Source organism: Olsenella uli (assembly GCF_901212655.1).
GTDB classification, from domain to species: Bacteria; Actinomycetota; Coriobacteriia; order Coriobacteriales; family Atopobiaceae; genus Parolsenella; species Parolsenella uli_A.
Genome location: NZ_CAAKON010000038.1, coordinates 1 through 26,951, shown reverse-complemented (window position 1 = coordinate 26,951; position 26,951 = coordinate 1). Strand labels below are relative to the sequence as shown.

The 26,951-nt window shown below is 65.9% G+C and carries 23 protein-coding genes; 1 reads left to right on the top strand and 22 read right to left on the bottom strand.

The genetic code is table 11. The annotated features are described in order from the left end of the window. Nucleotides 1-130 precede the first annotated feature (130 nt). From ffh to EFAMC2_RS06930, 22 genes are all read right to left on the bottom strand, one after another. Nucleotides 131-1,507 (bottom strand): signal recognition particle protein, encoded by a 1,377-nt coding sequence (ffh, locus tag EFAMC2_RS07035; RefSeq protein ID WP_154028126.1) that lies wholly within the window; start codon nt 1,505-1,507, stop codon nt 131-133. A 9-nt stretch (nt 1,508-1,516) separates the two neighbouring features. Further along, on the bottom strand, nt 1,517-2,416 hold the full coding sequence (gene ftsY, locus EFAMC2_RS07030) for a signal recognition particle-docking protein FtsY (RefSeq protein ID WP_154028125.1): 900 nt from the start codon (nt 2,414-2,416) through the stop codon (nt 1,517-1,519). After that, nucleotides 2,416-6,003 (bottom strand): chromosome segregation protein SMC, encoded by a 3,588-nt coding sequence (gene smc, locus EFAMC2_RS07025; protein ID WP_154028124.1) that lies wholly within the window; start codon nt 6,001-6,003, stop codon nt 2,416-2,418. Before smc ends, ftsY begins: the two co-directional genes overlap by 1 nt. Next, a complete protein-coding gene (rnc, locus tag EFAMC2_RS07020; RefSeq protein WP_261980172.1) occupies nt 5,994-6,731 on the bottom strand; it encodes a ribonuclease III in 738 nt (245 codons plus the stop codon). Before rnc ends, smc begins: the two co-directional genes overlap by 10 nt. Before the next feature lie 174 nt (nt 6,732-6,905). After that, nucleotides 6,906-7,898: a phosphate acyltransferase PlsX gene (plsX, locus tag EFAMC2_RS07015; protein WP_154028122.1), complete on the bottom strand. Its 993-nt coding sequence runs from the start codon at nt 7,896-7,898 to the stop codon at nt 6,906-6,908. A gap of 68 nt (nt 7,899-7,966) precedes the next feature. Beyond that, the gene (gene rpmF / locus EFAMC2_RS07010; protein WP_154028121.1) at nt 7,967-8,146 is read right to left on the bottom strand and encodes a 50S ribosomal protein L32; all 180 of its coding nucleotides are present in this window, start codon (nt 8,144-8,146) and stop codon (nt 7,967-7,969) included. Nucleotides 8,147-8,292: 146 nt separating this feature from the next. Continuing rightward, the gene (locus EFAMC2_RS07005) at nt 8,293-8,856 is read right to left on the bottom strand and encodes a YceD family protein (protein ID WP_154028120.1); all 564 of its coding nucleotides are present in this window, start codon (nt 8,854-8,856) and stop codon (nt 8,293-8,295) included. A gap of 3 nt (nt 8,857-8,859) precedes the next feature. Beyond that, on the bottom strand, nt 8,860-9,345 hold the full coding sequence (locus tag EFAMC2_RS07000) for an ATPase (protein ID WP_154028119.1): 486 nt from the start codon (nt 9,343-9,345) through the stop codon (nt 8,860-8,862). A 129-nt stretch (nt 9,346-9,474) separates the two neighbouring features. After that, nucleotides 9,475-10,026, bottom strand: a complete 552-nt coding sequence (coaD, locus tag EFAMC2_RS06995) for a pantetheine-phosphate adenylyltransferase (protein WP_154028118.1) — start codon at nt 10,024-10,026, stop codon at nt 9,475-9,477. After that, entirely contained in the window at nt 10,019-10,603 is a 585-nt protein-coding gene (gene rsmD, locus EFAMC2_RS06990) for a 16S rRNA (guanine(966)-N(2))-methyltransferase RsmD (protein ID WP_154028117.1), read from the bottom strand. Before rsmD ends, coaD begins: the two co-directional genes overlap by 8 nt. Before the next feature lie 74 nt (nt 10,604-10,677). Further along, complete coding sequence (locus EFAMC2_RS06985) at nt 10,678-12,900, bottom strand: ATP-dependent DNA helicase RecG (RefSeq protein WP_154028116.1); 2,223 nt, start codon at nt 12,898-12,900, stop codon at nt 10,678-10,680. Between the two features lie 15 nt (nt 12,901-12,915). Then, the gene (locus EFAMC2_RS06980) at nt 12,916-14,601 is read right to left on the bottom strand and encodes a DAK2 domain-containing protein (protein WP_154028115.1); all 1,686 of its coding nucleotides are present in this window, start codon (nt 14,599-14,601) and stop codon (nt 12,916-12,918) included. Nucleotides 14,602-14,712: 111 nt separating this feature from the next. Further along, the gene (locus tag EFAMC2_RS06975; protein ID WP_154028114.1) at nt 14,713-15,060 is read right to left on the bottom strand and encodes an Asp23/Gls24 family envelope stress response protein; all 348 of its coding nucleotides are present in this window, start codon (nt 15,058-15,060) and stop codon (nt 14,713-14,715) included. A 345-nt stretch (nt 15,061-15,405) separates the two neighbouring features. Beyond that, on the bottom strand, nt 15,406-17,328 hold the full coding sequence (locus EFAMC2_RS06970) for a heavy metal translocating P-type ATPase (protein ID WP_154028113.1): 1,923 nt from the start codon (nt 17,326-17,328) through the stop codon (nt 15,406-15,408). Between the two features lie 256 nt (nt 17,329-17,584). After that, nucleotides 17,585-18,433, bottom strand: coding sequence for an energy-coupling factor ABC transporter ATP-binding protein (locus tag EFAMC2_RS06965; RefSeq protein WP_154028112.1), 849 nt, complete (start codon nt 18,431-18,433; stop codon nt 17,585-17,587). Between the two features lies 1 nt (nt 18,434). Then, the gene (gene cbiQ, locus EFAMC2_RS06960; protein WP_154028111.1) at nt 18,435-19,355 is read right to left on the bottom strand and encodes a cobalt ECF transporter T component CbiQ; all 921 of its coding nucleotides are present in this window, start codon (nt 19,353-19,355) and stop codon (nt 18,435-18,437) included. A 163-nt stretch (nt 19,356-19,518) separates the two neighbouring features. Continuing rightward, complete coding sequence (locus EFAMC2_RS06955; protein ID WP_154028110.1) at nt 19,519-19,896, bottom strand: energy-coupling factor ABC transporter substrate-binding protein; 378 nt, start codon at nt 19,894-19,896, stop codon at nt 19,519-19,521. Nucleotide 19,897: 1 nt separating this feature from the next. Next, on the bottom strand, nt 19,898-20,644 hold the full coding sequence (locus EFAMC2_RS06950) for an energy-coupling factor ABC transporter permease (protein ID WP_154028109.1): 747 nt from the start codon (nt 20,642-20,644) through the stop codon (nt 19,898-19,900). Between the two features lie 861 nt (nt 20,645-21,505). Continuing rightward, the gene (locus EFAMC2_RS06945) at nt 21,506-21,712 is read right to left on the bottom strand and encodes a GTP-binding protein (RefSeq protein WP_154028108.1); all 207 of its coding nucleotides are present in this window, start codon (nt 21,710-21,712) and stop codon (nt 21,506-21,508) included. Nucleotides 21,713-21,796: 84 nt separating this feature from the next. After that, nucleotides 21,797-23,638 carry an ABC transporter ATP-binding protein gene (locus tag EFAMC2_RS06940; protein ID WP_154028107.1) on the bottom strand — a complete coding sequence of 614 codons (1,842 nt, stop codon included), beginning with the start codon at nt 23,636-23,638 and terminating at the stop codon, nt 21,797-21,799. After that, complete coding sequence (locus EFAMC2_RS06935) at nt 23,638-25,869, bottom strand: ABC transporter ATP-binding protein (RefSeq protein WP_154028106.1); 2,232 nt, start codon at nt 25,867-25,869, stop codon at nt 23,638-23,640. The genes EFAMC2_RS06940 and EFAMC2_RS06935 overlap by 1 nt, the downstream gene beginning before the upstream one ends. A gap of 2 nt (nt 25,870-25,871) precedes the next feature. After that, a complete protein-coding gene (locus EFAMC2_RS06930) occupies nt 25,872-26,432 on the bottom strand; it encodes a MarR family winged helix-turn-helix transcriptional regulator (protein WP_154028105.1) in 561 nt (186 codons plus the stop codon). Between the two features lie 222 nt (nt 26,433-26,654). Between EFAMC2_RS06930 and rpmB the strand changes: the two genes are divergently transcribed. Beyond that, nucleotides 26,655-26,843, top strand: a complete 189-nt coding sequence (gene rpmB / locus EFAMC2_RS06925; RefSeq protein ID WP_154028104.1) for a 50S ribosomal protein L28 — start codon at nt 26,655-26,657, stop codon at nt 26,841-26,843. Nucleotides 26,844-26,951: the final 108 nt, after the last annotated feature.

Sequence of the window (26,951 nt, the reverse complement as noted above, 5' to 3'; positions counted from 1 at the left end):
AAGGAGGCCCCGGGGGGCCGTCGGGTCTGGCGAGGTTCCGCATGAGCCGAAGGTGATTAACGTCACCTTCGTGCGAGCTCGGAACTGCCTGAGCCAGAAACCGGCGCGCCCCGGGGCCTCCGCCGAAACATTACCAGGGCATCTTCCCGCCCATGCCCATCCCGCGCATCATGTCTTGCAGCTGCCTCTTGGCCTGCCGCTTGTTCATGTTTTGCATCATGCCGCGCATCTTGCCCATCATCTTGTTCATCTCGCCCCACTGCTTGAGCAGCGCGTTGACCTCCTGGACCGAACGTCCGGAACCCTTGGCGATACGCGAGCGACGCATGCCGTTGATGGTCTTGGGGCGGGCGCGCTCGTCCTTGGTCATCGAGTGGATGATGGCCTCGATCTTGCACATCTGCTCCTCAGACTGGTCGCCGCCCATCTGGCGCATCGCCTTGTCGCCGCCCGGCAGCATGCCCAAGATCTTGCCCACGCCGCCCATCTTGCGAATCTGCTGCATCTGGGTGAGCATGTCGTCCATCGTGAAGCCCTCGCGCAGCATGCGCTCGGCCTCTGCGGCCTGCTCGGCGTCGGCCGTGGCCTGGGCCTGCTCGATGATGCCCACAACGTCGCCCATACCAAGGATGCGCTTGGCCATGCGGTCGGGGTGGAAGACCTCGAGCGAGTCGGGCTTCTCACCCATGGAGACGAACTTGATGGGCTTGCCGGTCACGGCGCGCACGGAGAGGGCGCCACCGCCACGGGCGTCGCCGTCAAGCTTGGACATGATCACGCCATCGAAGTCGGTGCGCTCGGCAAACTCCGACACAACGTTCACGATGTCCTGGCCCGTCATGGCGTCGACCACCATGAGCACCTGGTCTGGCTTGACGGCACGCTTTATGTCGACGGCCTCCTGCATCATGAGCTCGTCTATCTGCAGGCGGCCGGCGGTATCCACGATCACCACGTCACGCAGGTGGTCGACGGCGTCCTTCACGGCCTCGCGGGCAATGGCCACGGCGTCTGTGCCGTCGCCGCGATAGACCGGCACGCCAATCTCGTCGCCGAGGGTCTCGAGCTGGTCGGCAGCCGCGGGGCGGTGCGTGTCGCAGGCCGCGAGTTCGGGCGTGCGCCCCTGCTTCTTGAGCATGTAGGCAAGCTTGGCCGCGGCAGTGGTCTTGCCGGAGCCCTGCAGGCCCACGAGCATGATCACGTTGGGCGTGCGGTTCTGCATGAAGACGAGCTTGCTCTCCGTGGAGCCCAGGAGCTCGGTGAGCTCGTCCAGCACAACCTTCACCACGTTCTGGGCCGGCGTGAGGGAGTCGAGCACGTCGGCCTCAAGGCAGCGAGTCTTGCAGGTGGCCACGAAGTCCTTGACCACACGGAAGTTGACGTCGGCCTCGAGCAGGGCCATGCGAATCTCGCGCATGGCGACGTTGATGTCGTCCTCGGTGAGCCTGCCCTTGCCGCGAAGCTTGTCGAAGGTGTCGGTGAGGCGGTCGGAAAGGTTGTTGAACATCTGATCCCCCTAGAGGTTCTCGCCCACGAGGGCGCGGCAGAACTCGAGTGCGTCAAAGGTCTGGAAGTCCTCGATGCCCTCGCCCATGCCAATGCGAAAGATGGGCAGGCCAAGCTGCTCGGAGATGGCGAGCGCGATGCCGCCCTTCGCCGTTCCGTCGAGCTTGGTCACGATGAGGCCGTCGACATCAAGCGCCTCGTTGAACTCATGGGCCTGCGCGAGGCCGTTCTGGCCCGTCGTGGCGTCGACCACAAGCACCACTGAGACCGGCATGGTGGCGCGCTTGCGGGTCACGTTGACCACCTTGGCGAGTTCGCGCATGAGCTCGGGCGAGGTGTGAAGACGCCCGGCCGTGTCGATGAGCACGAGCTTGGAGCCGCACTTCTCGGCGCTCTCGACCACGTCGTAGCAGACGCTCGCGGGGTCTGCGCCACGCTCGCGCGTCACAACCTCTACGCCCGCGCGCCTGCCCCAGACCTCGAGCTGCTCGATGGCGGCGGCGCGGAAGGTGTCGGCGCCGCCGATCACGACGCTCCGGCCATGCTCGCGCGCGTCGGCCGCGAGCTTGCCCACCGTGGTGGTCTTGCCGGCGCCGTTGATGCCCACGAAGAGCACGCAGCTCGGGAGGTCGGTAAACGGATCGCGCTTGGCCTCCGGGAACGTGGCCGCAAGACTCTTGGCCAGTGCCTCGCGCATCTGGCGATCCGTACGCAGGCCCTGCTTCGCGGCAAGCTCGCGCAGCTCGTCGGTTACGCGCATGGCAACCTCTGCACCCACGTCGGCCATGACGAGCGAGTCCTCGAGGTCCTCCCAAAACTGCTCGTCGACCTCGCCGCCCATGTAGAAGATCTCGTTGATGGCCTCGCGGGACTTGGCGAGGCCCTTCCTCAAGCGGTCAGCGAGCCCCATCAGGCATCGACCACCTTTCCTGTTGCGCGGTCGAGCCGCTGGGATACGACATGACTGACACCGTCGGCCTGCATGGAGACGCCGTAGAGCACGTCGGCCTGCTCCATGGTGCGCCGCTGGTGCGAAATGACGATGAGCTGTGTGGACTCCTTGAGCTGGTCGATGGCCATGAGCAGCTTGTCGAGGTTAGAGTCGTCGAGCGCCGCCTCGACCTCGTCGAAGAGGTAGAAGGGCACGGTGCGGGTGCGATAGACGGCAAAGAGCAGCGCAAGGGCCGTGAGGGACTTCTCGCCGCCGCTCATGAGCGTCATCTTGGCGATGCGCTTGCCCCTGGGCTGCGCCACCACCTCGATACCCGTCTCCGAGGGATGCTCGGGATCGGTCATCTCCAGATGGGCCTTGCCGCCCGGAAAGAGCATCGAGAACACCTCGATGAAGTTCGCATTCACGGCCTCGAAGGTGGCGAGGAACTGCCGGCGCATTTTGCGGTCGATGGCGGCCGTGATCTTCGTGAGCGCGCCACGGGCGCTCTCGAGGTCTGCCAGCTGCTCGTGGATGTAGTCCGCGCGCTTCTTGAGCGAAGTGTACTCGTCCATGGCCACCTGGTTCACAGGGCCGATGGACTCGATCTGCCTGCGCAGGTTGGCAACCTCGCGCTCGGTGGCCTCGCGGTCCTCGGGCTCGGGCATCTGGAGCGCCTCTTCCAGCACGTGGCGACCGTCTGCCGTAATGGCCGCGATGGCCTGCTCAACACGCACCTCGAGCCTACCGCTCTCGACCTTGAGGTCGCCTTGCGCGGCCTTGGCGCGCTCGAGCTCAGCCATAGCGGCGCTCACCTGGCCCTTGGCGTCGCTGATGGTCTTCTTGAGGGAGTCCGAGTCTGCCTCGGCGAGGCTCGCGCGGTCTCGCAGGCGCTTGGCCCACTCGAGGGCGCACTCGTGAATTACGTCGTAGCGCTCGTGCAAGGGGTCAACGCGAAGCCTCAGGACCTCGAGGGAGCGCGTGCTCTCCTCGGCGGCCCTCGTGCGCTCGTCAACGTCCATGATACGGTGGGAAAGCTCCTTCGAGCGCTCCTCGAGATGACGGAGGCGCTCGCGTGAGGTGGCCAGGTCGAGACGGGCATCGGCCGCGCGCTTTGCGGCCTCGTCCTCGGCACGGGACGCCTCACGACGACGTTGCGCCGCCTCGTCCAGCTCTCGGGTGAGCTCGCCGAGACGATCCCTCGCGGCGTCAGCCTTCTCCTTGAGTCCGGCGAGGCGAGGCCGAGCCTCGGCGGCCTTACGCCCAGCCTCCTCGCGTCGGCGCGTCACCTGGGTGCGCTCGTCTGCCGCACGGCTCACCTGGGACTCGAGCCTGCCCACCTCAGAGGCCACAGAAGAGCGCTCGCCAGAGAGGCGTGAGATCTCGCCGGCTGCCTTGGCCGAGGCATCGCGCGCCTGTGAGAGCGCGGCCTGGGCTGCGTCGACCTCGGCGGAGGCCGAGACGACCCCCTCCTGGGCGGCGCGCACCTCACGCTCGAGCGCGGGCATGGACTGCTCAAGATCGGCTATGCGACGCCTACGCTCGAGGGTGCCGGCGGCAGCCCCGGCCGAGGTGCCGGCAACGGTGCGCCCGTCTGGGTAGGCAACCACGCCACCGGGCGCGACATAGGTAAGCGTGGGCTCCGCCTCGTGAGCACGCACGGCCTCCGCCGCGTCCTTGACAACGCGGACGTCGCCAAGCAGGGCATCGATGAGGCCCTCGGCCTCGGGTGCCACCCTGAGGCGGGAGGCGAGCGACTCGCCAGCGCCGGTGGCGTGCGCGCGAGCGCGCTCGGCAAGAGAGAGCACGGTAAACGATCCGGAGGCCTTGCGCTGGGAGGCTGCCGAGTCCATAAGCTTGGAGACGTCCTCGCCGTGAGCCACCACGGGAGCCGCGAGCGCCTCGCCGAGGAGCCGCTCCACCAGCTGGTCGAGCTCCGCGGGAGCGCTCACGACATCTGCCAGGCGGCAGCGAACGAGACTCGAAAGCTCGGAGTTCTTGAGCACGCGGCCCTCGAGCGTGTCAGAGCCCGCCTGGAGTTGGGCGTCAACCGAGCGAAGCGCCGACAGCGTCGCGTTGGCCGAGGCAAACGCCGAACGCGCCTCGTCGAGGGCATGGGCGGCCGCCCGCTGAGCGGCCCGGGCTGCGTCGTGCCCGGCAGAGCGAGTCGCGATGTCGGCCTTTGCGGCGTCCGCGACCTTCGTGGCCTCGGCAATTGACGCCTCGAGCTCCTCAAGCCTGGACCTGCGGCTCGCGAGCGCGGCCTCGGCGGTCTCGACCTGCTCGTCAATCTGCTCGAGCCGGCTCGCGAACATCTGGTCCTCGACCTCGGCGCTGCTGATCTCGTCCTTGAGCTTGGCATGCGCGAGCGTGGCGGTGTCCAGCTCGCGCTGGCAGCTACGCTGCTCGCCAACCAAGCGGTTCTGCTCGGAGCTCGCCTCGCGCCGCGCGGCCGTGGCGGCCTTGGCCTCGGGCTCGAGCCGAGCCACGTCGGCCTCGAGCGAGCTCGTGGCAACCCGTGTGTCCGAAAGCCTACCGTCAACGTCCTCGAGCTCCGAGCTCGCCTCGCGGCGCTGCCGCTCGAGCTGCGAGAGGGTCATGCGCGTCTCGGAGAGACGGTCCACCATGTTGCGGCCCTTTTCCTCGAGCAGGCGCATGTCGCTCTCGAGCCTGCCGAGGATATCGGCGCATCGACGACGCTGCTCGCCAAGGTCGCCCACGAACAGGCCCTTCTGCTCGAGCATGCTCTGGAGCTTATCGAGCTCGCCGGTCTTCTCGTCCACGCGGAACTGGGCGAGCTCGATGGCACAGGCAGCCTCGCGACCCTTGGCCTGGAGCCCCTCCCACTGGCCCTGGAGCCGGCGAACGTCGTCAACCGCGAGCTGACAGGTGAGCTCGGAGAGGCGCGAGTCGAGCTCGTTGAAGCGCTTTGCGCGGTCAACCTGCCGCTCCAGCGGCCTGAGCTGTCGGTTTATCTCACGCGCGACGTCACGTGCGCGCACAAGGTTCTTGTCCATATCCTCAAGCTTGCGCAGCGAGCGCTCCTTGCGGCGCCGATGCTTGGAGATGCCGGCAGCCTCCTCGACGAGCCCACGACGCTCCTCGGGGCGGCTCGCAAGGATGGCGTCGAGCTTGCCCTGTGAGATGATCGAGTGGGTGTCCTTGCCAAGACCCGAGTCGTGCAGGATGTCCTGAATGTCCATGAGACGCGCGGGCGCGCCGTTGATGAGGTACTCGGACTCACCCGAGCGATACATGCGCCGGGTGATGCCCACCTCGGAGAAGTCCACCGGAAGCGTGCGGTCCGTGTTGTCCAGCACGAGGGTGACCTCGGCCACGCCGACGGGCTTGCGTGCGCTCGAGCCTGAGAAGATAACGTCCTCCATAGCCTGGCCACGGAGCATCTTGGCGCTCTGCTCGCCAAGCACCCACAGGATGCCGTCGGAAACGTTGGACTTGCCCGAGCCGTTGGGGCCCACCACAACGGTGAGCCCGGGGTCGAAGACCATGTGCGTGCGGTCCGCGAAAGACTTGAAGCCCTTCAGCGTGAGGGACTTTAGGTACACGGAATGCCCTCCTCGGCGAGCCGCTTGATGGCATCTGCCGCGGCGGCGCTCTCCGCCTCCTTCTTGGAGGAGCCGGTGCCTCGTCCCATGCGGCGCCCGGACACGAGGACCACGGAGGTGAAGGTAGGGCTGTGCGCGGGGCCCTGCTCGCCCTCGAGACGATACTCTGGACCGCAGCGAAGCTCGCGCTGCGTAATCTCCTGCAGGCGGCTCTTGGGGCTCACCGGATGCTCGGCGAGGTCGCGAGAGATGTGGGGTCCCAGCGTGCGCATGACGAACTCGTGCGCCACCTCGTAGCCGCCGTCAAGGTACAGCGCGCCAAGCACGGACTCATAGACGTTCTCGAGGGCGGAGTGCATGCCGCGGGCGCCCGTGCCCTTCTCGGACTCACCAAAGATGATGCACTCGCCGATGCCGAGCTTCTCGGCCACAACGGACAGGGTCTTGCCGCTCACGAGCGAGATCTTGAGGCGCGTGAGCTCGCCCTCGTCCATGTCGTGAAAGCGCTCGAAGATGTCGGTGGCGACGATGGCGCCAAGGATCGAGTCGCCAAGGAACTCGAGGCGCTCGTACGAGTGCCACACAGGCTCGCCCTCCACGGCACTCGGATGCGTTATGGCAGCGAGCGCGAGGTCGCGCCTCTTAAACTTGTGGTCGGTGATGGCCTCTATATGACAAATCCGCTCGGTGTCGGCGGCGTGGGGCATGCGCACTCCCCTACCTTCCATGGGTTGATGTACGACGTGCACTGCACGCCACGTGACCTAGGCACGCATCTTTTCATTGTACCCATAGCGAATGGGAAGCGCGGCGAGGGATGCGGAGCCCATGCCCTCACCCCAGCGGAGGACCGCCCCGAGAAGAGCGGCCGCCCGGCCCGGCGAAAACGAATGCCCCCTTGACTACGCCTCCGCCGCCACTGCCGCGGCAAGCTTTCCACACAGGTCCTCGCGGACGCACGTGGCTGCCGTGAGGGTGCCGCTGCAGATGGCCTCGGGGTTGGTGGCACCATGGCCCACGAGCACCGGCGACTTGAGCCCAAGCAGGGCGGCGCCGCCAATCCTGTCGCCGGAGAGCAGGCCCGCAATCTGCTTGAAAGCCGGCTTAACGAGCAGGGCGCCCACGCCCACGAGCTTGCTCTTACGAGCGGCGGCCTTGAGTTCGGCGGCAATGTACTTGGCCGTGCCCTCCATGGTCTTGAGGGCGACATTTCCCGTGAGGCCGTCGGTGACGATGACGTCATACGTGCCGGCAAGCAAGTCGCGGCCCTCGCAGTTGCCGGCAAAGTCTATGCCAGATGCCTCGGCGAGCGCCGCATGGGCGGCCAGGGTGGCCTCGGAGCCCTTGGTGTCCTCGGTGCCGTTGTTGAGCAAGGCCACGCGAGGCCGTTCGACCCCAAGGACAACCTGGGCGTAGGCCGAGCCCATCCGAGCGAACTGGACGAGCATCTCCGTGGGGCAGTCAGCGTTAGCGCCAAGATCGAGCAGGGTCGTCATCCTCCCCGTGACGCCCGGCAGGGCGCTCGCGAGGGCAGCGCGCTGCACGCCCTTGACACGTCCCACGCCCAGGGTTCCGGCGGCGAGGATGGCCCCGGTTGAGCCGGCGGAGAAGAAGGCGTCTGCCCTTCCCTCGCGCACCGCCTTGCAGCCTCGGACGATGGAGGAGTTGCGCTTATGGCGCACCGCCTCGGTGGGATGTTCGGCCATGCCGATGACCTCGGTGGTAACAAGGGCCTCCGCACGAGCATGACTCGCGCAGAACGGCGTCACGACGTCCTCGTTGCCGGTGACGAGGACCTCGAGGTTGGGATCGGCCTCAAGTGCCTTGGCGATGCCCTCGAGCACGACCTCGGGCTTCTCGTCCCCACCCATGGCATCAACGCAGATGCGAGTCATACGCAAACTCCCTTCAATAGCAAAAGGGCCGACCCTTGAGGCCGGCCCTTAGAACGCTAAGCTCTGAGCTACTCGGTAACGATGACCTGACGGTCCTTGTAGTAGCCGCAGCTCGGGCACACGCGGTGCGGAAGCTTGACGGCACCACACTGCGGGCACGTGGAGCGCGACGGGGTCGCGAGCTTGCTGTTGGCGGAACGGCGGCTGTGGGTGGCGCCGCGGCCCTTCTTCTGCTTGGGTACTGCCATGGTTGACCTCTCTTACGAATCTCACGTCCACGCGCGGGGACGGTCTTTCACAGACAAACGGAGACTATAGCACGAACCTGCACATCAACACCAGACAGACACAGGATTTCGTGTGCAGCCCCCAAGAAACAAGCGAGCTGAAAGCCCTACTCGCCGGCCTCGTCATCAAACTTCAGGTCCGCGAGCGCCGCGAACGGGTTCTCACGGGCGGCCTCCTCGGCCCGCTTGGCGGCACAGCCGCAATCACCCTCATTGAGATTGGCTCCGCAGGTGGGGCACAGGCCCTTGCAGTCCTCGCGGCACAGCACCACGTACGGCGTCTCCATCAGGATGGCAGCCATGATGGGCTCGGCAAGGTCGATGGTGTGGTCCTCGCCCACGAGCGAATAGTCGACCTCGTCCTCGTCGTCCGCAAGGTCCTCCTCGGCGGGCGCCTGAAAGAGGAAGTACTCGTCCACCTCGCTGGCGATGTCGAACTCCGCCGCCTCGAGGCAGCGGTCGCACTCGCCTACGACGTGGGCCCTCACGATGCCGGAGGCAAGGATGCCCTCGCCGGCGTTGGTGAGCACGAGGTCGTAGTCAATGCCCTCCGGGAGCGTGAAGTCATGCTCGCCCAGGGAGTAGCCGGGCTCGTCGATGTGACCGGAGACGGGCAGAGCAGCGCCGGCGCCTTCGAGACGCTCGTCAATCAGTATCCGAATCGGCTCCATGGGCTACCTGCGATTGTTCGAGCCGTCATCAAGTGCCTGTCGGCTGCGCTCGAGTTGGGCGATGACGCTCTTGAGGTTGTCCTCGATGCCCGTGAGCACACCCTCTGCGTAGTCGTTGATGTGATAGCGAAGGTCACGCTCGTACTGCGTGGCCTGGTCGCGAATCTCGTCCGCCTGCTGGTTGGCGAGACGCACGACCTCCTGGTCGCCCGCAAGAATCATGGCCTGCTGCTGGGCATCGGCCACGATGGAGTCTGCCGTCTGGTGGGCTCGGGCGAGAATCTCGTCCTCCTCCTTGACGATGCGCCTGGCACCCTGGAACTCGTCCGGGAAGATGCGGCGAATCTCGTCGAGCAGCTCAAAGACGGCATCGGCGTCGACGATGCGGGGGTTGTTGATTTGCCCGCCGCCCATGATCGGCTTCTTGCCGTCGGCCACGATGTCCTCGAGCTCGGCGACTAGGTTCTCGATCTCCTCACCCGGCTGCATGCGCAGGCTCCTTTCCACCTTGCCCCGCACGCAAGGCGCGCGCACGGAACCTCAAATCACTCGAAACGGGCACCTTGGATGCCCTATTCGCTCAACTCTACCATACCCGCAGCTATCAGGCATGCATATCTATCGGTCGTGCATATCAAAGCGTTCATGAAGCTTCTTGACCACGCAGGGCGAGACCAGCATGGAGACGTCTGCGCCCAGGCCCGCGAGCTCGCGGACGATGGAGGACGAGACGTAGCCGTAGGAGGGGTTGCTCATGACGAAGATGCTCTCGACGTCGGGCGCAAGACGGAAGTTGAGGTCTGCCTGCTGGAGCTCGTACTCGAAGTCCGTCATGGCTCGCAGACCCTTCACCACGGCACCGGCCCCAACCTCGCGACAGAAGTCCACAAGCAGGCCCGTAAGCGGCATGACGTCCACTCCCTCGATGACCCCCTGCTCGCGCAGGGCCTCACGGGCGAGCTCCACGCGCTCGTCGATGGAGAAGACGGGACCCGTGCCGTTCTTGCCGAGGCTCGCGGCCACCGCAACCGTGACCCTGCCGGCTATGCGACGCGCACGGCGCACGACGTCGATGTGCCCGTAGGTGATGGGATCGAAGGTACCCGGCACGACGACGTGCTCGATGCGCTCCGCGCAACCGGAGAGGTTGTCAGACGTGTTGTCACTCATTCGCTTGGTCCATTCGGAGAAGGTCGACGGCCGTGATGCCGTAGCGCTTTTGCTTGAGCGGGGAGAAGCCCTCGGGCTCGATAGTTGGGGCAGACGAGCTTCGCTCGTAGAGCACGAGGGCGCCGGCCGCAAGGAGCCCCTTGGCGGCAAGCCCCTCCACGAGCGCGGAGACGCGGGCTGCGTCGGTTGCATACGGCGGGTCGAGCAGGGCGATGTCGAACGGAGCGCCCGCAAGCCTGCCGGAGCCAACCATGCGCTCGACGTCTCCCCTGCCAATTGCGAAGCTTGCGGGTGCGGCACCGAGCGCGGTGGCGTTTCTCCTGACGCGTGCCTGGGCCGAGCGGTCCATGTCAACGAAGGTGCACCAGGCAGCGCCGCGGCTCAGCATCTCGAGGCCAAGGGCCCCAGAGCCGGCATAGGCGTCGAGGACGCGCGCGCCCTCGAGGGAGAGCCCGCGGGCGGAGAGCAGCATGGAGGACACGGCCTCGCGCACGCGGTCCGTCGTGGGACGCGTGACGTCGCGCCCGTCCGGCGCCTCGATGGGGTGTCCGCGCCACTCCCCTCCAACGATTCTCATGCTGTCCCCCTTGACCTCACAGACAGGCAAGCCCGCCCTCATTCCGGTGCGTCATTGTCGCACAAGCAATACGCCTAGCGAGAGCGCTCGCCATCAAAAAAGCTTCCGAAGCGCCTGCGCACCACTCGGGCAAGCGCCTTGTGCTCGGGCGCGGAGAGCGCAGGGTCGGCGCTCACGAGGCCAAGCGCGTCCTCATGGGCGGCCTCGACCAGGTCCGCGTCTGCCGTAAGGTCAACGAGGCGCAGCGTGACGCCGCCAAACTGCCGTAAGCCAAGCACCTCGCCCTCGTGCCTGAGCCTAAGGTCCATCTCGGCGAGCTCCAAGCCGTCGGAGATGCGTTCGAGGGCCTCGAGGCGGCGCTTGGCAGGGCTCGTCCCGCGGGCGGCGCTCACGAGAAAGACGGTTCCCGCCACGTCGCCGCGGCCCACTCGGCCGCGAAGCTGATGGAGGGCTGCCAGGCCAAAGCGGTCGGCGTCCCAAATCATCATCACGGTGGCGTTGGGCACGTCAACGCCCACCTCGATGACCGTCGTGGAGACGAGTATCCGCGTGGCGCCCGAGCGAAACGCGGCCATTGCCTCATCCTTCTCAGAGGCAGGCATGCGCCCGGTAACGAGGCCAATGGAAAGCGAGGGGAACACGCGCCCCCTCAGGCGCTCGAAGGTCGCCCGTGCCGAGTGGGGCTTGGCGGTGGCACGCTCCGCCTCCGGCACGTCCTCGAGCTCGGAGCCGTCGTCGGCGTCATCGACGAGCGGGCACACCACGTACGCCTGGTGCCCCGCGGCCACGGCCTCCGCGATTGCGGTATGGGCCACGTCGGCGTTCTCCGGTGTGATGAGCTTCGTCGTGATGCCGGCACCAGCGCGCGGCCTCGTACGGATGCGCGAGCACGCAAGGTCGCCGTAGATGGAGAGGGCGAGCGTGCGCGGGATGGGCGTGGCCGTCATGGTGAGCTGGTCGGCGACGCGCCCCTTCGAGCGCAGGGCGCCGCGCTGGCCCACGCCAAAGCGGTGCTGCTCGTCCACCACGACGAGGCTGAGGTCCGAGAAGCGTATGTCGTCGCCAAGCACGGCCGTGGTGCCAAACAGCACCGACACCGTGCCTTCGGCAAGGCCTTCGGAGGTCCGAGCGCGCTCAGCCGCGGGCGTGGCGCCCGTCACGAGCGCCCAGGAGATGCCGGCCTCGTCAAAAAGGGGCCCAAGCTTCTCGGCATACTGGCGCGCGAGCACCGAGGTGGGCGCCATGACGGCAGCCTGGGAGCCCGAGTCCGCCACGGCGGCGAGCGCAACCGCGGCAACGGCCGTCTTACCGGTTCCCACGTCGCCAAGAAGCAGGCGGTTCATGGGACGGGCCGCCGCCATGTCCGCGAGGATCTCCTCGGTGGCCTGGCGCTGCTCCTCGGAGAGCTCGAACGGGAGCGCCGCGAGCAATGCCTTGAGGCGCGGCCCGTCCACGACGTGCACATGCGGCTCGAGGCCGTCGAGCGCGATGGCCTGGCGAGAGAGCAGCGCCGCCTGCAGCCCAAGCAGCTCGTCATACGCGAGTCTTCGACGCGCCCGCTCGGCCGCCTTCGCGCCCGAGGGGAAGTGGGCCTCCCGAAGGGCACGCGAGAGCGTCATGAGCCCCAGATTCGCCACGAGCGAGGCGGGTATGGGGTCGCAGGCGTCACCGTAGTCTGCAAGGGCGGCGGACTCGATGCGCCGCATCCAGGCGGAAGACAGGCCCTCGGTAACGGGATGCACGGGAAGCATGCGCGCATAGGTGACGCAGGCACCCCGCGGGGAAGCTTCGCCACTCGAGGAGCCCTGTGGCTGGGCGGCGTCCTTCACCTGGGCTATGACCTCGTGAAACTGCGGCCTCATCTGTCGAAAGCCAAAGGCAAACGAGACCTTGCCCGAGACGGCCATGGTGTCTCCGGCGCGCAGCTGCTCCGCGAGCCAAGGCTGCTTGAAGAAAGCGCACATGAGCACTCCCGTGGCGTCGATCAGCGCCACCTCAACGATCTGCATGCGTGGCTTAGGCCGTTTGAGGGTCACCTTGTCAATGGTGCCAACCACCGTGACCTCGCTTCCCACGTCCGCATGGCCGATGGGGGTCACACGGGTGAAGTCGAGGTAGCGATGGGGCACGTGCATGAGGGCATCGCGGATCGTCCTCACGCCAATGCGCGCGAGCGCCACCGATCGGGAGGCGCTCGCGTAGCGCAGGCGTGAGACGTCGGCGTCCCATGCCCTCGTGCGGGCGAGGCGCTCGGCGGCCTCGCCTATGGTTGGAAGAGAGCCAGAGACGGCGCCCACGCTGTCCCCGGGTGCCTACTCGATGGAGAAGATGACGGGGTAGAGAGGCTGGCCACCACGGTGGGCATCAAGCTCGAGGTCGGGGTTTGCGGCCTCGATCTTGTCGCAGAGGGCCTGGAAGTGCTCGTCGTCCATGTCCTCGCCGGCGAGGATGGTGAGGGTGTCACCCTCCTCCTCGCCCTGCATCTTGGCGATGAGGTCGAGCGTGACCTGGTCGACATCGCTGCCGACAACCGTGATGGCGCCACCCTCGATGCCCATGATGTCACCGGAGTGGATGGGGCTGCCGTCGGCGGCCTGGGAGTCGCGCACCGCGTGGGTGACCTCGCCGTCGCGGATGTCGCCCAGGGCCTCGCCCATGGCCTCGGCGTTGTCCCCGATGCTCGCCTCGGGGTCAACCGCGAACATGGCGGCAAAGGCCTGCGGGACGGTCTTCGTGGGAACGACGACAACCTTGACGTCCTCGCTCGCGGCGGCCGCGGCCTCGGCCGCCATGCGGATGTTGCCGTTGTCCGGAAGCACGATGACGCTCTCGGCATTGGTCTGGGCCACGGCGTCGAGGATATCGGCCGTGCTCGGGTTCATCGTCTGGCCGCCGGAGACCACCACATCGACGCCGAGGGACTTCAGGATCTCGGCCTCGCCGTCACCGGCGGCAACGGCCACGAAGCCGAGAGGCTTCTTGGGCTCGGAGGGCTTGGCCTCGGCCTCCGCCGCGTCCTTTGCCTGGTCGGCAGCAATCTTGGCCGTGCGGTCGTGCGCCTCGATGTCCATGTTGTGGATGAAGACCTCGTAAATCTGGCCATAACGCAGCATGTACTCGAGCACGCGATTGGGCTCGTTGGAGTGCACGTGCACCTTGTAGTCGGGATAGGAGCCAACCACGAGCTCGCAGTCACCGAGCGTGGAAAGGTAACTCAGGGCCTCTTCAGGCTCGAACGGCTTCTCGGCCTTGAAGAGGAACTCGTTGCAGTAGCGGAACTCCGAGCCCTCCCAGTCGTCGTTGAGCTCGATCTGGACACGGGAGTCGGCCGCGTTGTGCGCGTCGGTGGGGGTGGCCACGGAGGTCTCGAAGTCCGTGAGCTTGCCCTCGTTGCCCAGCGCCGCGTTCACGAACGCCTCGACGAAGGTGGCGAAGCCATAGGCGCCTGAGTCCACGACGCCGTTTTCCTTGAGGACCGGCAGCAAATCCGGCGTGCGCGCCACAGACTCGTAGGCCTCCACGACAAGCGCCTCGAGCATCTCGGAGACCGACAGCTTCTCCTTCTCGCACTTGTCCGCGCGGGCAGAGACATCGCGGATGACGGTGAGTATCGTGCCCTCGACCGGCTTGCGAACGGCCTTGAAGGCCACCTTCACGCTGTTGCGGAAGGCAGCGGCAATGTCGGCCGTGGTGACGGGCTCGTGCGCGTCAACGAGGCCCTCGGCCATGCCGCGGAGGATCTGGCTCGTGATGACGCCCGAGTTGCCGCGCGCGCCCATGAGTGAGCCGTGCGTGATTGCCTTGGCAACGTCGGCCATGGTGGCGCCGGCCGGCAGGGCCTGGACCTCCTTCACAACCGTGCCCAGGGTGAGCGACATGTTCGTGCCGGTATCTCCGTCGGGCACGGGAAAGACGTTGAGCTTGTTGATGTCCTCGGCCTTGTCGGCCACGACCTTGGCGGCAACGGGGAAGCACGAGCGGATCACATTGGCAATCATTGTTGGGACTCTCTCCAAATCGTCGGGCCGCGCACGGCCACATGAGCATCCGGCGCAGCCGGGAAACGCGGACGCGGCCCGGTGTTGGCGGGCCGCGTGGGTGGCTCTCACTTACTTGTGGGTGCGAAGGTCCTCGACGTGCACCGTGACGTCGACGTTCTCGATCTCGGCAAGCTCCTTGAGCGTAAAGCGCACGGCGCTCTCGAGGTTGCGCGAGACGCTCGCCATGTTGACGCCCTGCTCGAGCACGGTGTGGAGGTCGACCTTAACGCGGCCGTCTTCGACGGCAACGTCTATGCCCTTGCGCAGGCTGCCAAGCGAGAGCAGGCGGACGATGTTTTCCTGGGCATCGGTGTAGGCCATGCCCACCACGCCATAGCACTCGAGCGCGGCGTAGCCGGCGAGGTCGGCGATGACGTCATTGGAGACCCGGAGGTTGCCGGGGATGGGTTCGGCCATGTGCCGCTCCTCTCGTAAGGCTGGCGCGGGCGGCGCCCGCCGATGAGAACTCACATATGTCTAAAGTATAGCGCGCGACTGGGCCCAGGGCGGGGCAAACTGAGCAGGGCACGCAACAAGCGCTGTCGCTCCCACATCCAGCAACACGCGCCGACCCTCTTTCCAAAAGCCGAGTGGAGTAGTTTGTCCCTAAATCAGGCCGAAATCGCCCACTCGTCGGGACAGGCCACTCCGCTCGCTCGCCTCCCCACGTGGGAGCTGGCCGTACATGTTGAAGCTAGGCGCGACGGCGGTACGTCCGCGCACGAGAGCGCCACCGCGTCAGCGGCCCTAGGCGCCGGTGCGTCAGCGACGCTCGGCGCGCCGGCGCAGGAGGGTCGCCGCGTTGATCACCACGAACACTGAGCCGCAGTTGTGGAACAACGCCGCCGTCACAGGCGTAAGCGCCCCCGACACCGAGAGACACACGGCAACGAGGTTGATGACAAGGCCGAGTGCGATGTTCTGCCGTACCTTTCGCATTGTCGCCGACGAGAGGCCGAGGATGTAGGGCACGCGCGTGAGGTCGTCGCTCACGAGCACAGCGTCTGCCGACTCGACCGCAACGTCGCTGCCGATACCTCCCATCGCGATGCCAGCCGAGGCGCTCCTGAGGGCAAGCGCGTCGTTCACGCCGTCACCGACCATGCAGACCTGGCGGCCGCCGGCCACGAGCTGCCGGATGTTGGCCAGCTTGTCCTCGGGAAGCAGGTGCGCTCGCACGTCGGTGATCCCCACGGCCTCGGCCACGCCCGAGGCAGCCGCCGCCGAGTCCCCCGTGAGCAAGACGGGCTCGACGCCCTGCTCACGTAGCTGCTCCATGGCGCAGGCGGCCTCGGGGCGAAGCTCGTCGGCCAGGGCCAGGGCCCCCACGCAGGCACCGTCGGCCGCAACCAGGATGAGCGCGGCGCCCTTGCGCGCCCACGAGTCGGCAAACGCGGCAACCTTTGCCGTATCGACTCCGCGTTCGGCAAGCAGCGCGGCCGTGCCCGCCAAGACGGCGACACCCTCGACGACCCCGGCGATGCCGCGGCCCGGGAGCACCTCGAGACCGGTAGGCTCAGGCATCGGCAGAGCATCGGCATCGCTTGCACGCTCCTCCCAGGAGGCGACGACGGCCTTGCCCAACGGGTGCTCCGAGCGCCGCTCGAGCGCCGCGGCCAGGCGGAGCACCCCCGTCTCGCCAAAGCTCAGGTCACTGGCATTCGCGGCGGGCGCACCCGCCATCGCCGCCACCGCGATCACACGCGGGCGACCCATCGTGAGCGTGCCGGTCTTGTCGAGCGCGACGCACCTCACGCGAGCAAGCCGTTCGAGCGCGCCCCCGCTGCGAACGAGCACGCCGTGGGCCGTCGCGTTAGCAATGCCCGCCGAGACGGCCGTGGGCGTGGCGAGCACGAAGGCGCAGGGGCAGAAGACCACGAGCACGGTGACGACGCGAATGAACTCCCCGGTAAGCGCCCAGGCGCCCAAGGCACAGGCCAGGGCCACCCCCACAAGCCACGCGGCCCAGCGGTCCGCGAGGCTCACGACCGGCGCCTTGGAGGCGTCGGCCTCGCGGGCGAGGCGCACCATGCGCGCCAGGGCGCTATCCTGGCAGACGCGCGTCGCCCTCAGCGTGAAGGGGCCGAGCTGGTTGACCACACCGCTCGTGACCTCGTCGCCGACCCCTTTGTCGACCGGAATGCTCTCGCCGGTCATGACCGACTGGTCGACCGACGTCTGGCCCTCGACGACCACGCCGTCGACGGGCACCGTCTCCCCCGCGAGCACCAGTACCTCGTCGCCCACGGCCACCTCCTCGACGGCAACGGTGACCTGCCTCCCCTCGCGCAACACGCGGGCCGTCTGGGGCGTCATGCGCATGAGGGCCTCGATGCCCTTGCGTGCCCGCTCGCTCGTGTGGTCCTCAAGCATCGACCCGATTTGCATGATGAGCGCCACCTCGCCGGCGGCGACCCCCTCCCCCGCCGCAAGGGACGCGATGAGCGCGAGCGACACCAGCACGTCGGCCGTGACGTCGCACTCGACCACGAGCCCGCGCACGGCGCCGACAACGATGGGCACCCCGCACAGCACCACGGCGAACCACGCAACATCAATCGGAAGGGCCTCGCGGGTCCATCCGCCGAGGCTCACCACAAGTGCCACCGCAGAAGCCGCGGCACAGGGAATCGTGACCACCGGCTCGATGTCCACCCATGAAGCAAGCGTCTCGCGCAAACGCATCGGTTACCTCCCATGCGCAGACACTGCGACCATTCCGGAACACAGTGTTTTGTTATTGGTAACCAGAATCTAGTCACAGGCACGTTTCAAAACAAGTAGTTCGGAAACTAAAAACGCGACACCCGTCCGATTGGGAGACGGATGCCGCGAGGGGCTCAGCCGGTTCGTGTAGGGGATGCGAGGGGCAAGGCCGGTTCGTGCGAGGGGCGCGAGGACGTAGGAGCGGGCGCAGGCGCCACTCGCAGAATACCGACCGCTACGCGTGCAGGTCTGCGATGTAGCCTTCGAGCTGCTTGAGGGTGTGGGGAATCCTCAGCTCGCGAGAGAGCACGCCGCGCTCGCACAGGCTGTCGAAGAGCTCGAAGGCCGCGGGCTTCTCGAGGTTGTTCTCCGCCAGCAGCTGATCGTTGGCGAAGATCTCCTCGGTGGACCCCTGCGCGACGACGCGGCCGGCATGGAACACCGCCACCTCGTCGGCCCACTCGAAGGCGTAGTTGACGTCGTGCGTCGCCATGACCACCGTAATGCCGTCGGCGGTCATGCGCTCCACGGCACGGTTCACAAGCGCCGTGTGACGAGGGTCGAGCGCCGCCGCGGGCTCGTCGAGGATCACGAGCTCGGGACGCATCACGAGCACGTCGGCGATGGAGACCTGCTTCTTCTGGCCGCCCGAGAGCGCGTGGGTGGGCTTGCTCGCATAGGGCCTGATCTCCATCTCGTCGATGATGGCGTCGACGCGCCGACGCGCCTCGGCCTCCTCGACGCCCAGGTTCATGAGGCCAAACGAGATCTCCTGGTACACACTCGCGCTGAACAGCTGGTCATCGGGGTCTTGGAAGACGATGCCCACCCGACGCCGCAGGTCGAGAAGCCCCTTGCGCGAGTAGTCCAGCGGCTTGCCGTCGAACGTGATTGACCCGAAGCACGGCTCGAGGATACCGTTGCAACACAGGAAGAACGTCGACTTGCCCGAGCCGTTCGTGCCCATGCAGGCAAGCCGGCTCCCGCGCCTCACCTCGAGCGAGAGGCCGTCGAGCGAGTTCGTGTTGCCATCGTCGTAGGTATAGTGCAGGTCCTCTGCCTTGAGGATGATGTCGTTGTTCATGCTAGAGCCTCACGGTCAGGGATATGAGAATGAGCGCGATCTCAAAGACCACAACGAACGCCACCTCGCGACGACGGGCGGGGTGTTCCTCCGAAAGCACGCGGATGGTGCCGTCGTAGCCACGGGCCTCCATGGCGTCGAAGAGGCGCTCGGAGCGCTTGATGGCCTGGATGAACAGGCAGGAGCACAGGTCGCCGAACGTCTGGAGCGCCCTTCTGTAGGTCACGTTGCCAAGGCGCGAGTTCTGTGCCGTGCGGATGGCCTCGGCACGATCGAGCAGCACGAAGATGTAGCGGTAGATGAGCATCGTGAGCTCGATGAACAGCGGGGGCAGGTGCAGGCGGCGCAGCACCTCGAGGATGTCGGTCATGGGAGTGTTGCACGACAGGAAGTACAGGCACGAGACACACCCGAGCGCCGTACAGAACAGCTGCACGGCGTAGTGCACGGTCGACCAGCTCGCCGTGAGATACCACGAGCCGAAGCGCAGGGCGAACAGCTCGAGCGGGGTCTGGCGAATGGCCGTGCCGATGACCAGCACGTAGGCGATCAGGAAGAATAGGGGGACCATCATGAGGCCACGGTAGCGGCGTGCGGAAATGCCGCCCGCGCGAATGGTGAGCAGCGCCATGGTAACGACGCACGCGAGCGCCACGGAGATGGAGCGGCTCACGAGCAGCACGACGAGTGTGAGCGTGGCGAGCGCGAACTTGACCCCGGCGTTGACGTAACGGAGCTTGCTCTGGTAGGCGAGGTTGTCGATGGCGTGGCCGTGCGCATGGCCATGGTGATGCCCGTGCGTGTGGGAGCGGCGGTCCCCGTGCGTGTAGGAGTGCCCGTCGCTCGCCCCGCAGCAGTCGTGGGAGCTCGCGTGGTCCGCCTCGCAGCAGGCGTGCCCTCCCCCTGTTTGGCTCCGTTCCATATCCCCGCCTCCTTGGGATTCCTCAACATGGGAGGGCGGCCGACGCACAGACCCCGTCGGCCGCCCTCAAACGCCCGAACGCTCGGGCTTGTCGCATGACCAGGCAGCTGCTGGCTTGAACTCGTCCGGCTTGCCCGGTCATGCCATATACGCAGGCAGCTGACTAGAGCTCGTCTGGTTTGCCCCTGCCGTCTTCCCACTTCTTGCGCTCGACGAGCCGGCCCATGACGAAGGCGACGATGCCCACGCCGATGCCGGTCTGGACGCAGAACAGGAAGCTCTCGGTCTCGCCGGGAAGCTCGGAGCCCAGAATCTGCTCGAGCACCGGGGTGGCCCAGACCTCGTAGGTGGGGTCGGTCTGCTCGACGAGCTGGCCGCCCTTGTCATCGGAGCCGCCGAACTCCATGCCCTGCGGAGCGAGCACGAACAGCGGCACGAACGCGATGAGAATGGCCACTATGAGCAGGCCGATAACGAGGCCCTTGTTGCTCTTCTTCTCAGGCTTGTGCACCGGGGTGTGCGTGGAGGTGCTATCCGTCATGCTACTCACCGTCCTTTGCGTAGCCAATGGCCTTGAGCTCGGGCTTCGCGTAGGTCTCGAGTCCGATCATGATGATGACGGTCAGGATGCCCTCGACCACGGCCAGTGGGATCTGGGTGACCGCGAACACGCCGAGGTTCTCGACGAGGGCGGTGCCGAAGCCCACGGCCTCGTTGTGCGCAAGCGCGAGCTGGAACGCCGTGACGCAGTAGGTGAACAGGTCACCGAGAAACGCCGCGATGAAGATGACGACCTTGCGGTTCAGCGAGGTCTTCGAGAGGCCCTTGTACAGGCCAAAGGAGACAAGCGGGCCGGCGATGGCCATCGAGAAGCAGTTGGCGCCGAGCGTGGTGAGGCCGCCGTGCGCGAGCAGGATAGCCTGGAAGATAAGGACGATGAGTCCGAGGACGCTCGTAGCCGTGGGGCCGAAGAGCATGGCGCCCAGGCCGGTGCCCGTCATGTGCGAGCTGGAACCGGTGACGCTGGGAATCTTGAGCGAGGAGATAACGAACACGAACGCGCCGGCAAGCGCAAGCAGCGTGAGCGTGCGGCGGTTCTTGGCAAGTGTCTTCTTGATCGACTGGAAGCCAACCACCACGAACGGCAGGCTAATGACGCCCCACGCGATGCAGTACTGAACCGGCAGGAAGCCCTCCATAATGTGCATGGCATTGGCAGCCGGCATGACGCCAAAGAGAGCCGCGATGTACACGCTCGCTCCCAGTAGCACCTTCTCTCTTCTGTTCATGAAGTACCCTTCTTCCTCTCTGAGCTGGGACCACCCCAAACCCAGGTTCACTACTGTAGAAATAATGTGGAGGACAAACTAGTCACTTTGGTGACAGTTATGGATGGATTTTTGCCTTTCGCCAATACGTCTTTGACAAATGGCCAAAAAAATAATTACACGTTCAAGGCGTGGGCGTGCACACGTTTGCAATGGTCACAGGCCCGCACACGCGCCAAATTGAGCCTTCGCTGCCAGGGCCGGAGTTGCGAATGGCAGCGCCGACGGCTCCCTAGTTCTCATAGTTGTAGACACTGTCGATCAGGCGGTAGCCCTGCTCGAGGGCATGGCCGACCACGGCGAGGACGTCGAGGCCCTTACGCGATGGGTGCCAAAGCCGATCGCGGCAGCTCTAGGCCGTCATGCGCAACACGAGTGGGATGTGCCATGGGAGCTCCTTCAAACGAGGTCGGTGGCCTGGGTCGCCACATCGGGGCGAGGAACTTCCTGCCAGGTCACATCCACACCCTCATCCTCGCCACGGGTGTCGTCCCGTCCGCCGGCTCACGTGTAATCTACGCACCTGGTCCAAACCTGCCAGCTCGCACATGGTCTATGAAATCGCGAAACCCGGGGGTCGGTAGACCGACCCCCGGGTTTCTTGTACCGACTCAATATAAATTGCTTTATTTTGGCCTCGCTGTCACCGAGCTCGAGATTATCGCGCACGGGAACGCCGAGCGCGTCTTTTGGCAATAGGAGCAGGGGACGAGGCGGCGCAAACGACCCGTCGCACACGGCTTACCCAGAGCAGTGGCTTGACCACGAGCGTGAGCATGCCGAGTGCGAGTAGCACAGGCAGCCGTTCGTCGTCGGGATGAGCTAGCCGTCGACCTGCGAGAGGTCGTCCTGGGCGATGAGGCTCGCGCCGGCGTCGATCTCGCCGATGTCGTTCGCAAGCACGGCGGCGCGGATGCCCTTGTCGTTGGCAAGGATGTGGTTGAGCAGCGTCGTCTTGCCAGCGCCGAGGCACCCGGCGAACAGGATGATCTTCATCTGCTTCTGGGCAGAAGCAGATGAATCGGCCATGTAGCACTCCTTCGTTTTTGGCGTGCCCGACAGCTGGCCGGATGCGCTCCGTGTATTCGCAGGCAAGGATATGCCCTGTTCCGCTTACTCGTTGTCGGCAAACTGGCTGTTGTAGAGCTCGGCATAGAAGCCGTTCTTGACGAGCAGCTCCTCGTGGGTACCCTGCTCGACAATGTCTCCGTCGCGCAGCACCAAAATCACGTCGGCAGCCTTGATGGTAGAGAGCCTGTGGGCAATCACGAAGCTCGTGCGGCCCCGCATGAGCTCGTCCATGGCACGCTGGATAAGCTCCTCCGTGCGCGTGTCCACGTTGGAGGTGGCCTCGTCCAGGATAAGCGCCGGTCGGTTGGCGAGCACCGCGCGGGCGATGGTCACGAGCTGGCGCTGCCCCTGGGAGAGGTTGGTGCCCCCCTCGTTGATCTGGAAGTCATAGCCGCCGGCCAGGGTGTGGATGAAGCGGTCGCAACGCGCGGCGCGGGCGGCGGCCTCCACCTCTTCGTCGGTGGCGTTCGGCCGGCCATAGCGGATGTTCTCGCGAATCGAGCCGCTGAAGAGCCAAGTGTCCTGGAGCACCATGGCAAACTCAGCCCTCAGGTCCGCGCGCCGCCAGTCTCGCACGTCAACGCCATCTACGCGGATGGCTCCCGCGTCCACGTCGTAGAAGCGCTGCGCGAGCTTGATGAGTGTGGTCTTGCCGGCGCCGGTGGGGCCAACGATGGCCACCGTCTGGCCGGGCTCGGCCATGAACGTGAGGTCGCGGATGATGGGCTTGGTGGCCTCGTAGCCAAAGCGCACGTGGTCGAACTCGACCCTTCCCTCGCGCGCGGCGGGAAGCTGGGGCGCCACGGGGTCATCCTCCTCGGGTGCCGCGAGGAACTCGAAGACGCGCTCGGTTGCCGCCGCCATGGACTGCAACGTATTGCTCACGTTGGCAAGCTGCTGGATGGGCTGGGTGAAGTTGCGAACGTACTGGATGAAGCTCTGGATGTCACCGGGCGTTGCCATGCCGGCAAGGGCGAGCCTGGCACCCACCACCACGACGCCCACGTAGCCGAGGTTACCCACGAGCGTCATGAGCGGCATCATAAGGCCGGAGAGAAACTGCGAGCGCCACCCGCTCGTAAAGAGCCGGTCATTCTCGCGCTCGAACTCCTCCACGGAGGCATCGGAGCGGTCGAAGACCTGGATCACGCCCTGCCCGGCAAAGTCCTCCTCCACGATGCCGTTCACGCGGCCGAGCACCTCCTGCTGCTCGCGGAAGTACTTCTGGGAGAAGTGCACCATGATGCCCACGACAACCACCGACACCGGCAGCGTCAGCAGCGTCACGCCCGTGAGGGACAGCGATATGGAGAGCATCATCGCGGTGATGCCAACAATCTGCGCAACGCTCGTGATGAGCTGGGTGATGGACTGGTTGAGCGACTGGCCCAGCGTGTCCACGTCGTTGGTGATACGGCTGAGGACGTCGCCCTTGCTGTGCTCGGAAAAGTAGCTCAGCGGCACGCGGGCGATCTTGTCCGAGATCTCGCGGCGCATGCGGTAGACCACCTTCTGCGTCACGCCCGTCATGAGCCAACCCTGAATGAGGCTGCACAAAGAGCTCGCAAGATAAATGCCGAGCAAGATGGCAAGCGTGCGCCCAATCCAGACAAAGTCGACCTCGCCCGTGCCTTGGACCTTGGCCACCAGCCCCTCGTAGAGCTTGGTGGTGACCTGCCCCAGCACCTTGGGCCCCACGACGTTGAACACCACCGAGCCGATGGCGAACAAAATGCCCGCCAACACGGCAACCTTGTGCCGCCCGATGTAGCCAAGCAGGCGACGGAGCGTACCCACGAGGTCGTGGGGTTTCTCCACCACGCCCCCGACGGGCCCGCCCGCCATTGGCCCGCGGCGCGGCGCAGACTTGCTCTGGTCTGCCATTAGCGAGCACCCCCTTCCTGATCAAGGCCAAGCTCGGCACGCGAGAGCTGGCTCTCCGCAATCTCGAGATATACCGGGCAGCTGCGCAGAAGCTCCTCATGCGTGCCGCGCCCGACGACGCGGCCCTCGTCCAGCACGATGATCTCGTGGGCGCGCATGATCGTTGCCACGCGCTGGGCAACCACTACGACAGCCGTGTCCGTGAGCTCCTCGGCGATGGCCTCGCGCAAGGCCGCGTCGGTCTTGTAGTCGAGCGCGGAGAACGAGTCGTCGAACACCACAACCTCGGGACGCTTCGCGAGCGCCCGGGCAATGGCGAGGCGTTGGCGCTGGCCGCCGGACACATTGGAGCCGCCCTGGGAGACCGCAGCCTCGTAGCCCTCCTCGCGCCCCTCGACGAAGTCGGCCGCCTGGGCGATGCGAGCCGCACGGCGCATGTCCTCGTCCGACACCGAGTCGCCCGCGAACTTGAGGTTGCTCTCGATGGTGCCGGAGAAGAGGCGCCCCTGCTGGGGGATGTAGCCGATGCGCTCGCGAAGCTCGGAGAGCGGCCAATTGCGCACGTCCACGCCATCGAGCGAGACCGAGCCCCCACACACGTCATAGAGCCGGGGTACAAGCTGAACGATCGTAGACTTGCCCGATCCGGTGGAGCCGATGATGCCCGTCATCTGGCCGGCGCGCGTCGTGAAGCTAACGTCCGAGATGACGTCTTCGTCGGCATCGGGGTAGCGGAAGCTTACGTGCGAGAGGACGAGCTCGCCGCGAGGGGCATCCGGGGCGGGAAGCTGGGGCCGCTTCGGCTCCCTGATGCTCGACTCGCAGGCGATGACCTCCTGAACGCGCTCCGCTGCCACCTCGGCGCGGGGCAGCATCACGGCAACCATCGTGAGAATCATGAACGACATGACAATCTGCATCGTGTAGCTCATGAACGCCATCATGTCGCCCACCTGCATGACGCCCTCGTTGACCCCATGGGAGCCAAACCACACGATGAGAACGGTGACGCAGTTCATGACCAGCATCATGAGCGGCATCATGAAGCTCATGGCCCGGTTGGTGAACAGCTGAGTGCCCATGAGCTCGCGACTCGCCTCGTCAAAGCGCTCGAGCTCGTGCTGCTGGCGGCCAAAGGCACGGATGGGCATGAGGCCGTCGAGCATCTCGCGCGCCACGAGGTTCACGCGGTCGATGAGACCCTGCATGCGCTTGAAGCGCGGCATGGTGAGCCCCATGAGGGAGCCCACGACGGCGCACACGGCGATGACCGCCACGCCGATGGTCCACTCGAGGCCCGTGGACGTCTGCACCACACGCGTCACGGCCACCACGCCCATGATCGGGGCGTAGAGGACCATGCGCATGAAGAGCGTCACCGTCATCTGCAGCTGCTGGATGTCATTGGTGCACCGCGTGATGAGCGACGCCTGGGAGAACCTGTTGACCTCGGCGGGCGAGAAGGACATGACCTGCCGGAAGGTGTCGCGCCTGAGGTCGCGGGCGATGGTCGCCGCGGTGCGGGACGCGACGGCGCCCACCACAGCCGCGCAGGCAAGGCCCACAAGGCAGAGCGCAAACATCGTGGCCCCCGTAGAGCCGAGGTAGGAGTCCTGGATGGCAGAGAGATTGACACCCTGTGCCTCGTACTCCTGCTGCACGTACTGGACGGCGAGCTGGCTCGTCACCGAGGAGCCCGTGGCGTCGGCGGCCTGCTGAGCGGCAGCCACGAGCTGGTCTTTGGAGACGAGACCCGCCTCATAGGCTTGGCGCACCTGATAGAGGCTAAGCGTGGAGGAGGCGCCGGAGGACTCACCGGCAACGAACGTCGACGCGCTCGCCGCCCCTCCCTGCGCGCTCGCATCGGCGCCCCGCTCGAGAGCGAGCGCCATCATCTCCGACCGCGCAAGGACGTCAGCCAACTGGGAGCCTTTCTTTGCGTCGGCATCACTCCCCTGGTAGGCGCGCACGCCATCGGTGCCAGCGGGCGCAAACGCCGCCTCCACGAGCGAGGCGTCATCATCGCCCATAAAGAGCTCGAGGTCCTCGAGGGACTGGGCCCTGATGCCCTGCGGCACCGGAGACGCAATGCCACCCTGTTGGATGCCCACGTCCACGATTGCACTCATGTAGCTGGGAAGCGCGAGCTCCGCATTGGCCTGAACGGCGAGTAGGGCAAACGCGATGGCCAGCGCAACCAGATGCTTCTTGAAGAGTCGGATTACCCTCAAGGTCAGTCCTCCTTTCCGGCCTTGTCGCCAAGGGTGGCGCCATCGGCAAACAGCGCCTCCGGCACATGCGGCATGACGTCTCGACCCTGCTTGGCGCGGGCAGAGATCACCTCAAGGATTCGTCCGACCAGACGAACGAGGTCACGAGCGTCCTCAAGACCCAGCTCTCCCAGATAGCCCACAATGAAGCACTCGGCCTCCTCGCCATGCCGGACAATCGACTCCCTGCCGCTCTCAGTTAACGAGACCTCCACGCGCCGGCGGTCCTTGGTGGAGGCACACCGGCTAATGAAGCCACGCTGCTCAAGCGCACGCAGGGCGTTCGCGATGCGCGCGTCCGTAACGCCGGTCCTACGAGCCAGCTCCCCTGGCGACACGGGGCCGTCCGCTTCCATGAGCACGCGCATGATTGCGGGAAGCCCCCTCGCCGAGGCACTCACCTCATGTGCCGACTTAAAAGAGCCCAACTCGCATGCCAGCCTCATGAGGCGGCGAGCAAGCTCGTGCAGCTCGGCCGATGCCTGGGAGCTATCCGCTGTCGGAGACGTACGTTCGTGCTCCATCTGATCCCTCCAAATACCTTCTAGTATTAGCTTCTAGTGTTAGGCAGTATATCCGCGCCTGGCTTGGCTATACTGAAGCCCATCGCATGGGGGAACCTTCACAGCTTGGACACAACATCTCGCATAAATTCTCTTGCACCCACTCCGAGCTGTGTTATTCTGATTCGGCTATGTGTCGAGGGCGGCCGCATCAGAGCGCCGCTTACATGGAGGTCTACAACAATGTCTAAGGTTTGCGCTATCTGCGGCAAGCACGCCGTCGCCGGTCGTTCGATCAGCCACTCGCACCGCGTCACCAACCGCAAGTTCCGTCCGAACATCCAGCACGTGACCGTCGTTCTCAACGGCCACAAGCAGAAGATGAACGTCTGCTCCACGTGCCTCAAGTCCGGCAAGCTCGCCCGCTCCTAAGTTCGAGCAAACAGCAATGCCCAAGGGTCGCCTCGGCGGCCCTTTTTCTTTATGCACCGGGCGAGGCGACCCCCCAGCCTAGCTGTTGCGTGCCATGACGTTGTTTAC

Excerpts from the sequence above, each read along its gene's own strand:
- EFAMC2_RS06975 (WP_154028114.1), bottom strand. The coding sequence starts at position 15,060 with ATGGCCGAACCCATCCCCGGCAACCTCCGGGTCTCCAATGACGTCATC.
- EFAMC2_RS06930 (WP_154028105.1), bottom strand. The coding sequence starts at position 26,432 with ATGGAGCACGAACGTACGTCTCCGACAGCGGATAGCTCCCAGGCATCG.
- EFAMC2_RS06940 (WP_154028107.1), bottom strand. The coding sequence starts at position 23,638 with ATGGCAGACCAGAGCAAGTCTGCGCCGCGCCGCGGGCCAATGGCGGGC.
- EFAMC2_RS06970 (WP_154028113.1), bottom strand. The coding sequence starts at position 17,328 with ATGCGTTTGCGCGAGACGCTTGCTTCATGGGTGGACATCGAGCCGGTG.
- rsmD (WP_154028117.1), bottom strand. The coding sequence starts at position 10,603 with ATGAGAATCGTTGGAGGGGAGTGGCGCGGACACCCCATCGAGGCGCCG.
- cbiQ (WP_154028111.1), bottom strand. The coding sequence starts at position 19,355 with ATGGAACGGAGCCAAACAGGGGGAGGGCACGCCTGCTGCGAGGCGGAC.
- EFAMC2_RS06950 (WP_154028109.1), bottom strand. The coding sequence starts at position 20,644 with ATGAACAGAAGAGAGAAGGTGCTACTGGGAGCGAGCGTGTACATCGCG.
- rnc (WP_261980172.1), bottom strand. The coding sequence starts at position 6,731 with ATGGAAGGTAGGGGAGTGCGCATGCCCCACGCCGCCGACACCGAGCGG.
- EFAMC2_RS07005 (WP_154028120.1), bottom strand. The coding sequence starts at position 8,856 with ATGGAGCCGATTCGGATACTGATTGACGAGCGTCTCGAAGGCGCCGGC.
- ftsY (WP_154028125.1), bottom strand. The coding sequence starts at position 2,416 with ATGGGGCTCGCTGACCGCTTGAGGAAGGGCCTCGCCAAGTCCCGCGAG.
- EFAMC2_RS06955 (WP_154028110.1), bottom strand. The coding sequence starts at position 19,896 with ATGACGGATAGCACCTCCACGCACACCCCGGTGCACAAGCCTGAGAAG.
- rpmB (WP_154028104.1), top strand. The coding sequence starts at position 26,655 with ATGTCTAAGGTTTGCGCTATCTGCGGCAAGCACGCCGTCGCCGGTCGT.
- EFAMC2_RS06980 (WP_154028115.1), bottom strand. The coding sequence starts at position 14,601 with ATGATTGCCAATGTGATCCGCTCGTGCTTCCCCGTTGCCGCCAAGGTC.
- EFAMC2_RS07000 (WP_154028119.1), bottom strand. The coding sequence starts at position 9,345 with ATGCAGCCGGGTGAGGAGATCGAGAACCTAGTCGCCGAGCTCGAGGAC.
- rpmF (WP_154028121.1), bottom strand. The coding sequence starts at position 8,146 with ATGGCAGTACCCAAGCAGAAGAAGGGCCGCGGCGCCACCCACAGCCGC.
- EFAMC2_RS06965 (WP_154028112.1), bottom strand. The coding sequence starts at position 18,433 with ATGAACAACGACATCATCCTCAAGGCAGAGGACCTGCACTATACCTAC.
- ffh (WP_154028126.1), bottom strand. The coding sequence starts at position 1,507 with ATGTTCAACAACCTTTCCGACCGCCTCACCGACACCTTCGACAAGCTT.
- coaD (WP_154028118.1), bottom strand. The coding sequence starts at position 10,026 with ATGAGTGACAACACGTCTGACAACCTCTCCGGTTGCGCGGAGCGCATC.
- EFAMC2_RS06945 (WP_154028108.1), bottom strand. The coding sequence starts at position 21,712 with ATGGCCGATTCATCTGCTTCTGCCCAGAAGCAGATGAAGATCATCCTG.
- plsX (WP_154028122.1), bottom strand. The coding sequence starts at position 7,898 with ATGACTCGCATCTGCGTTGATGCCATGGGTGGGGACGAGAAGCCCGAG.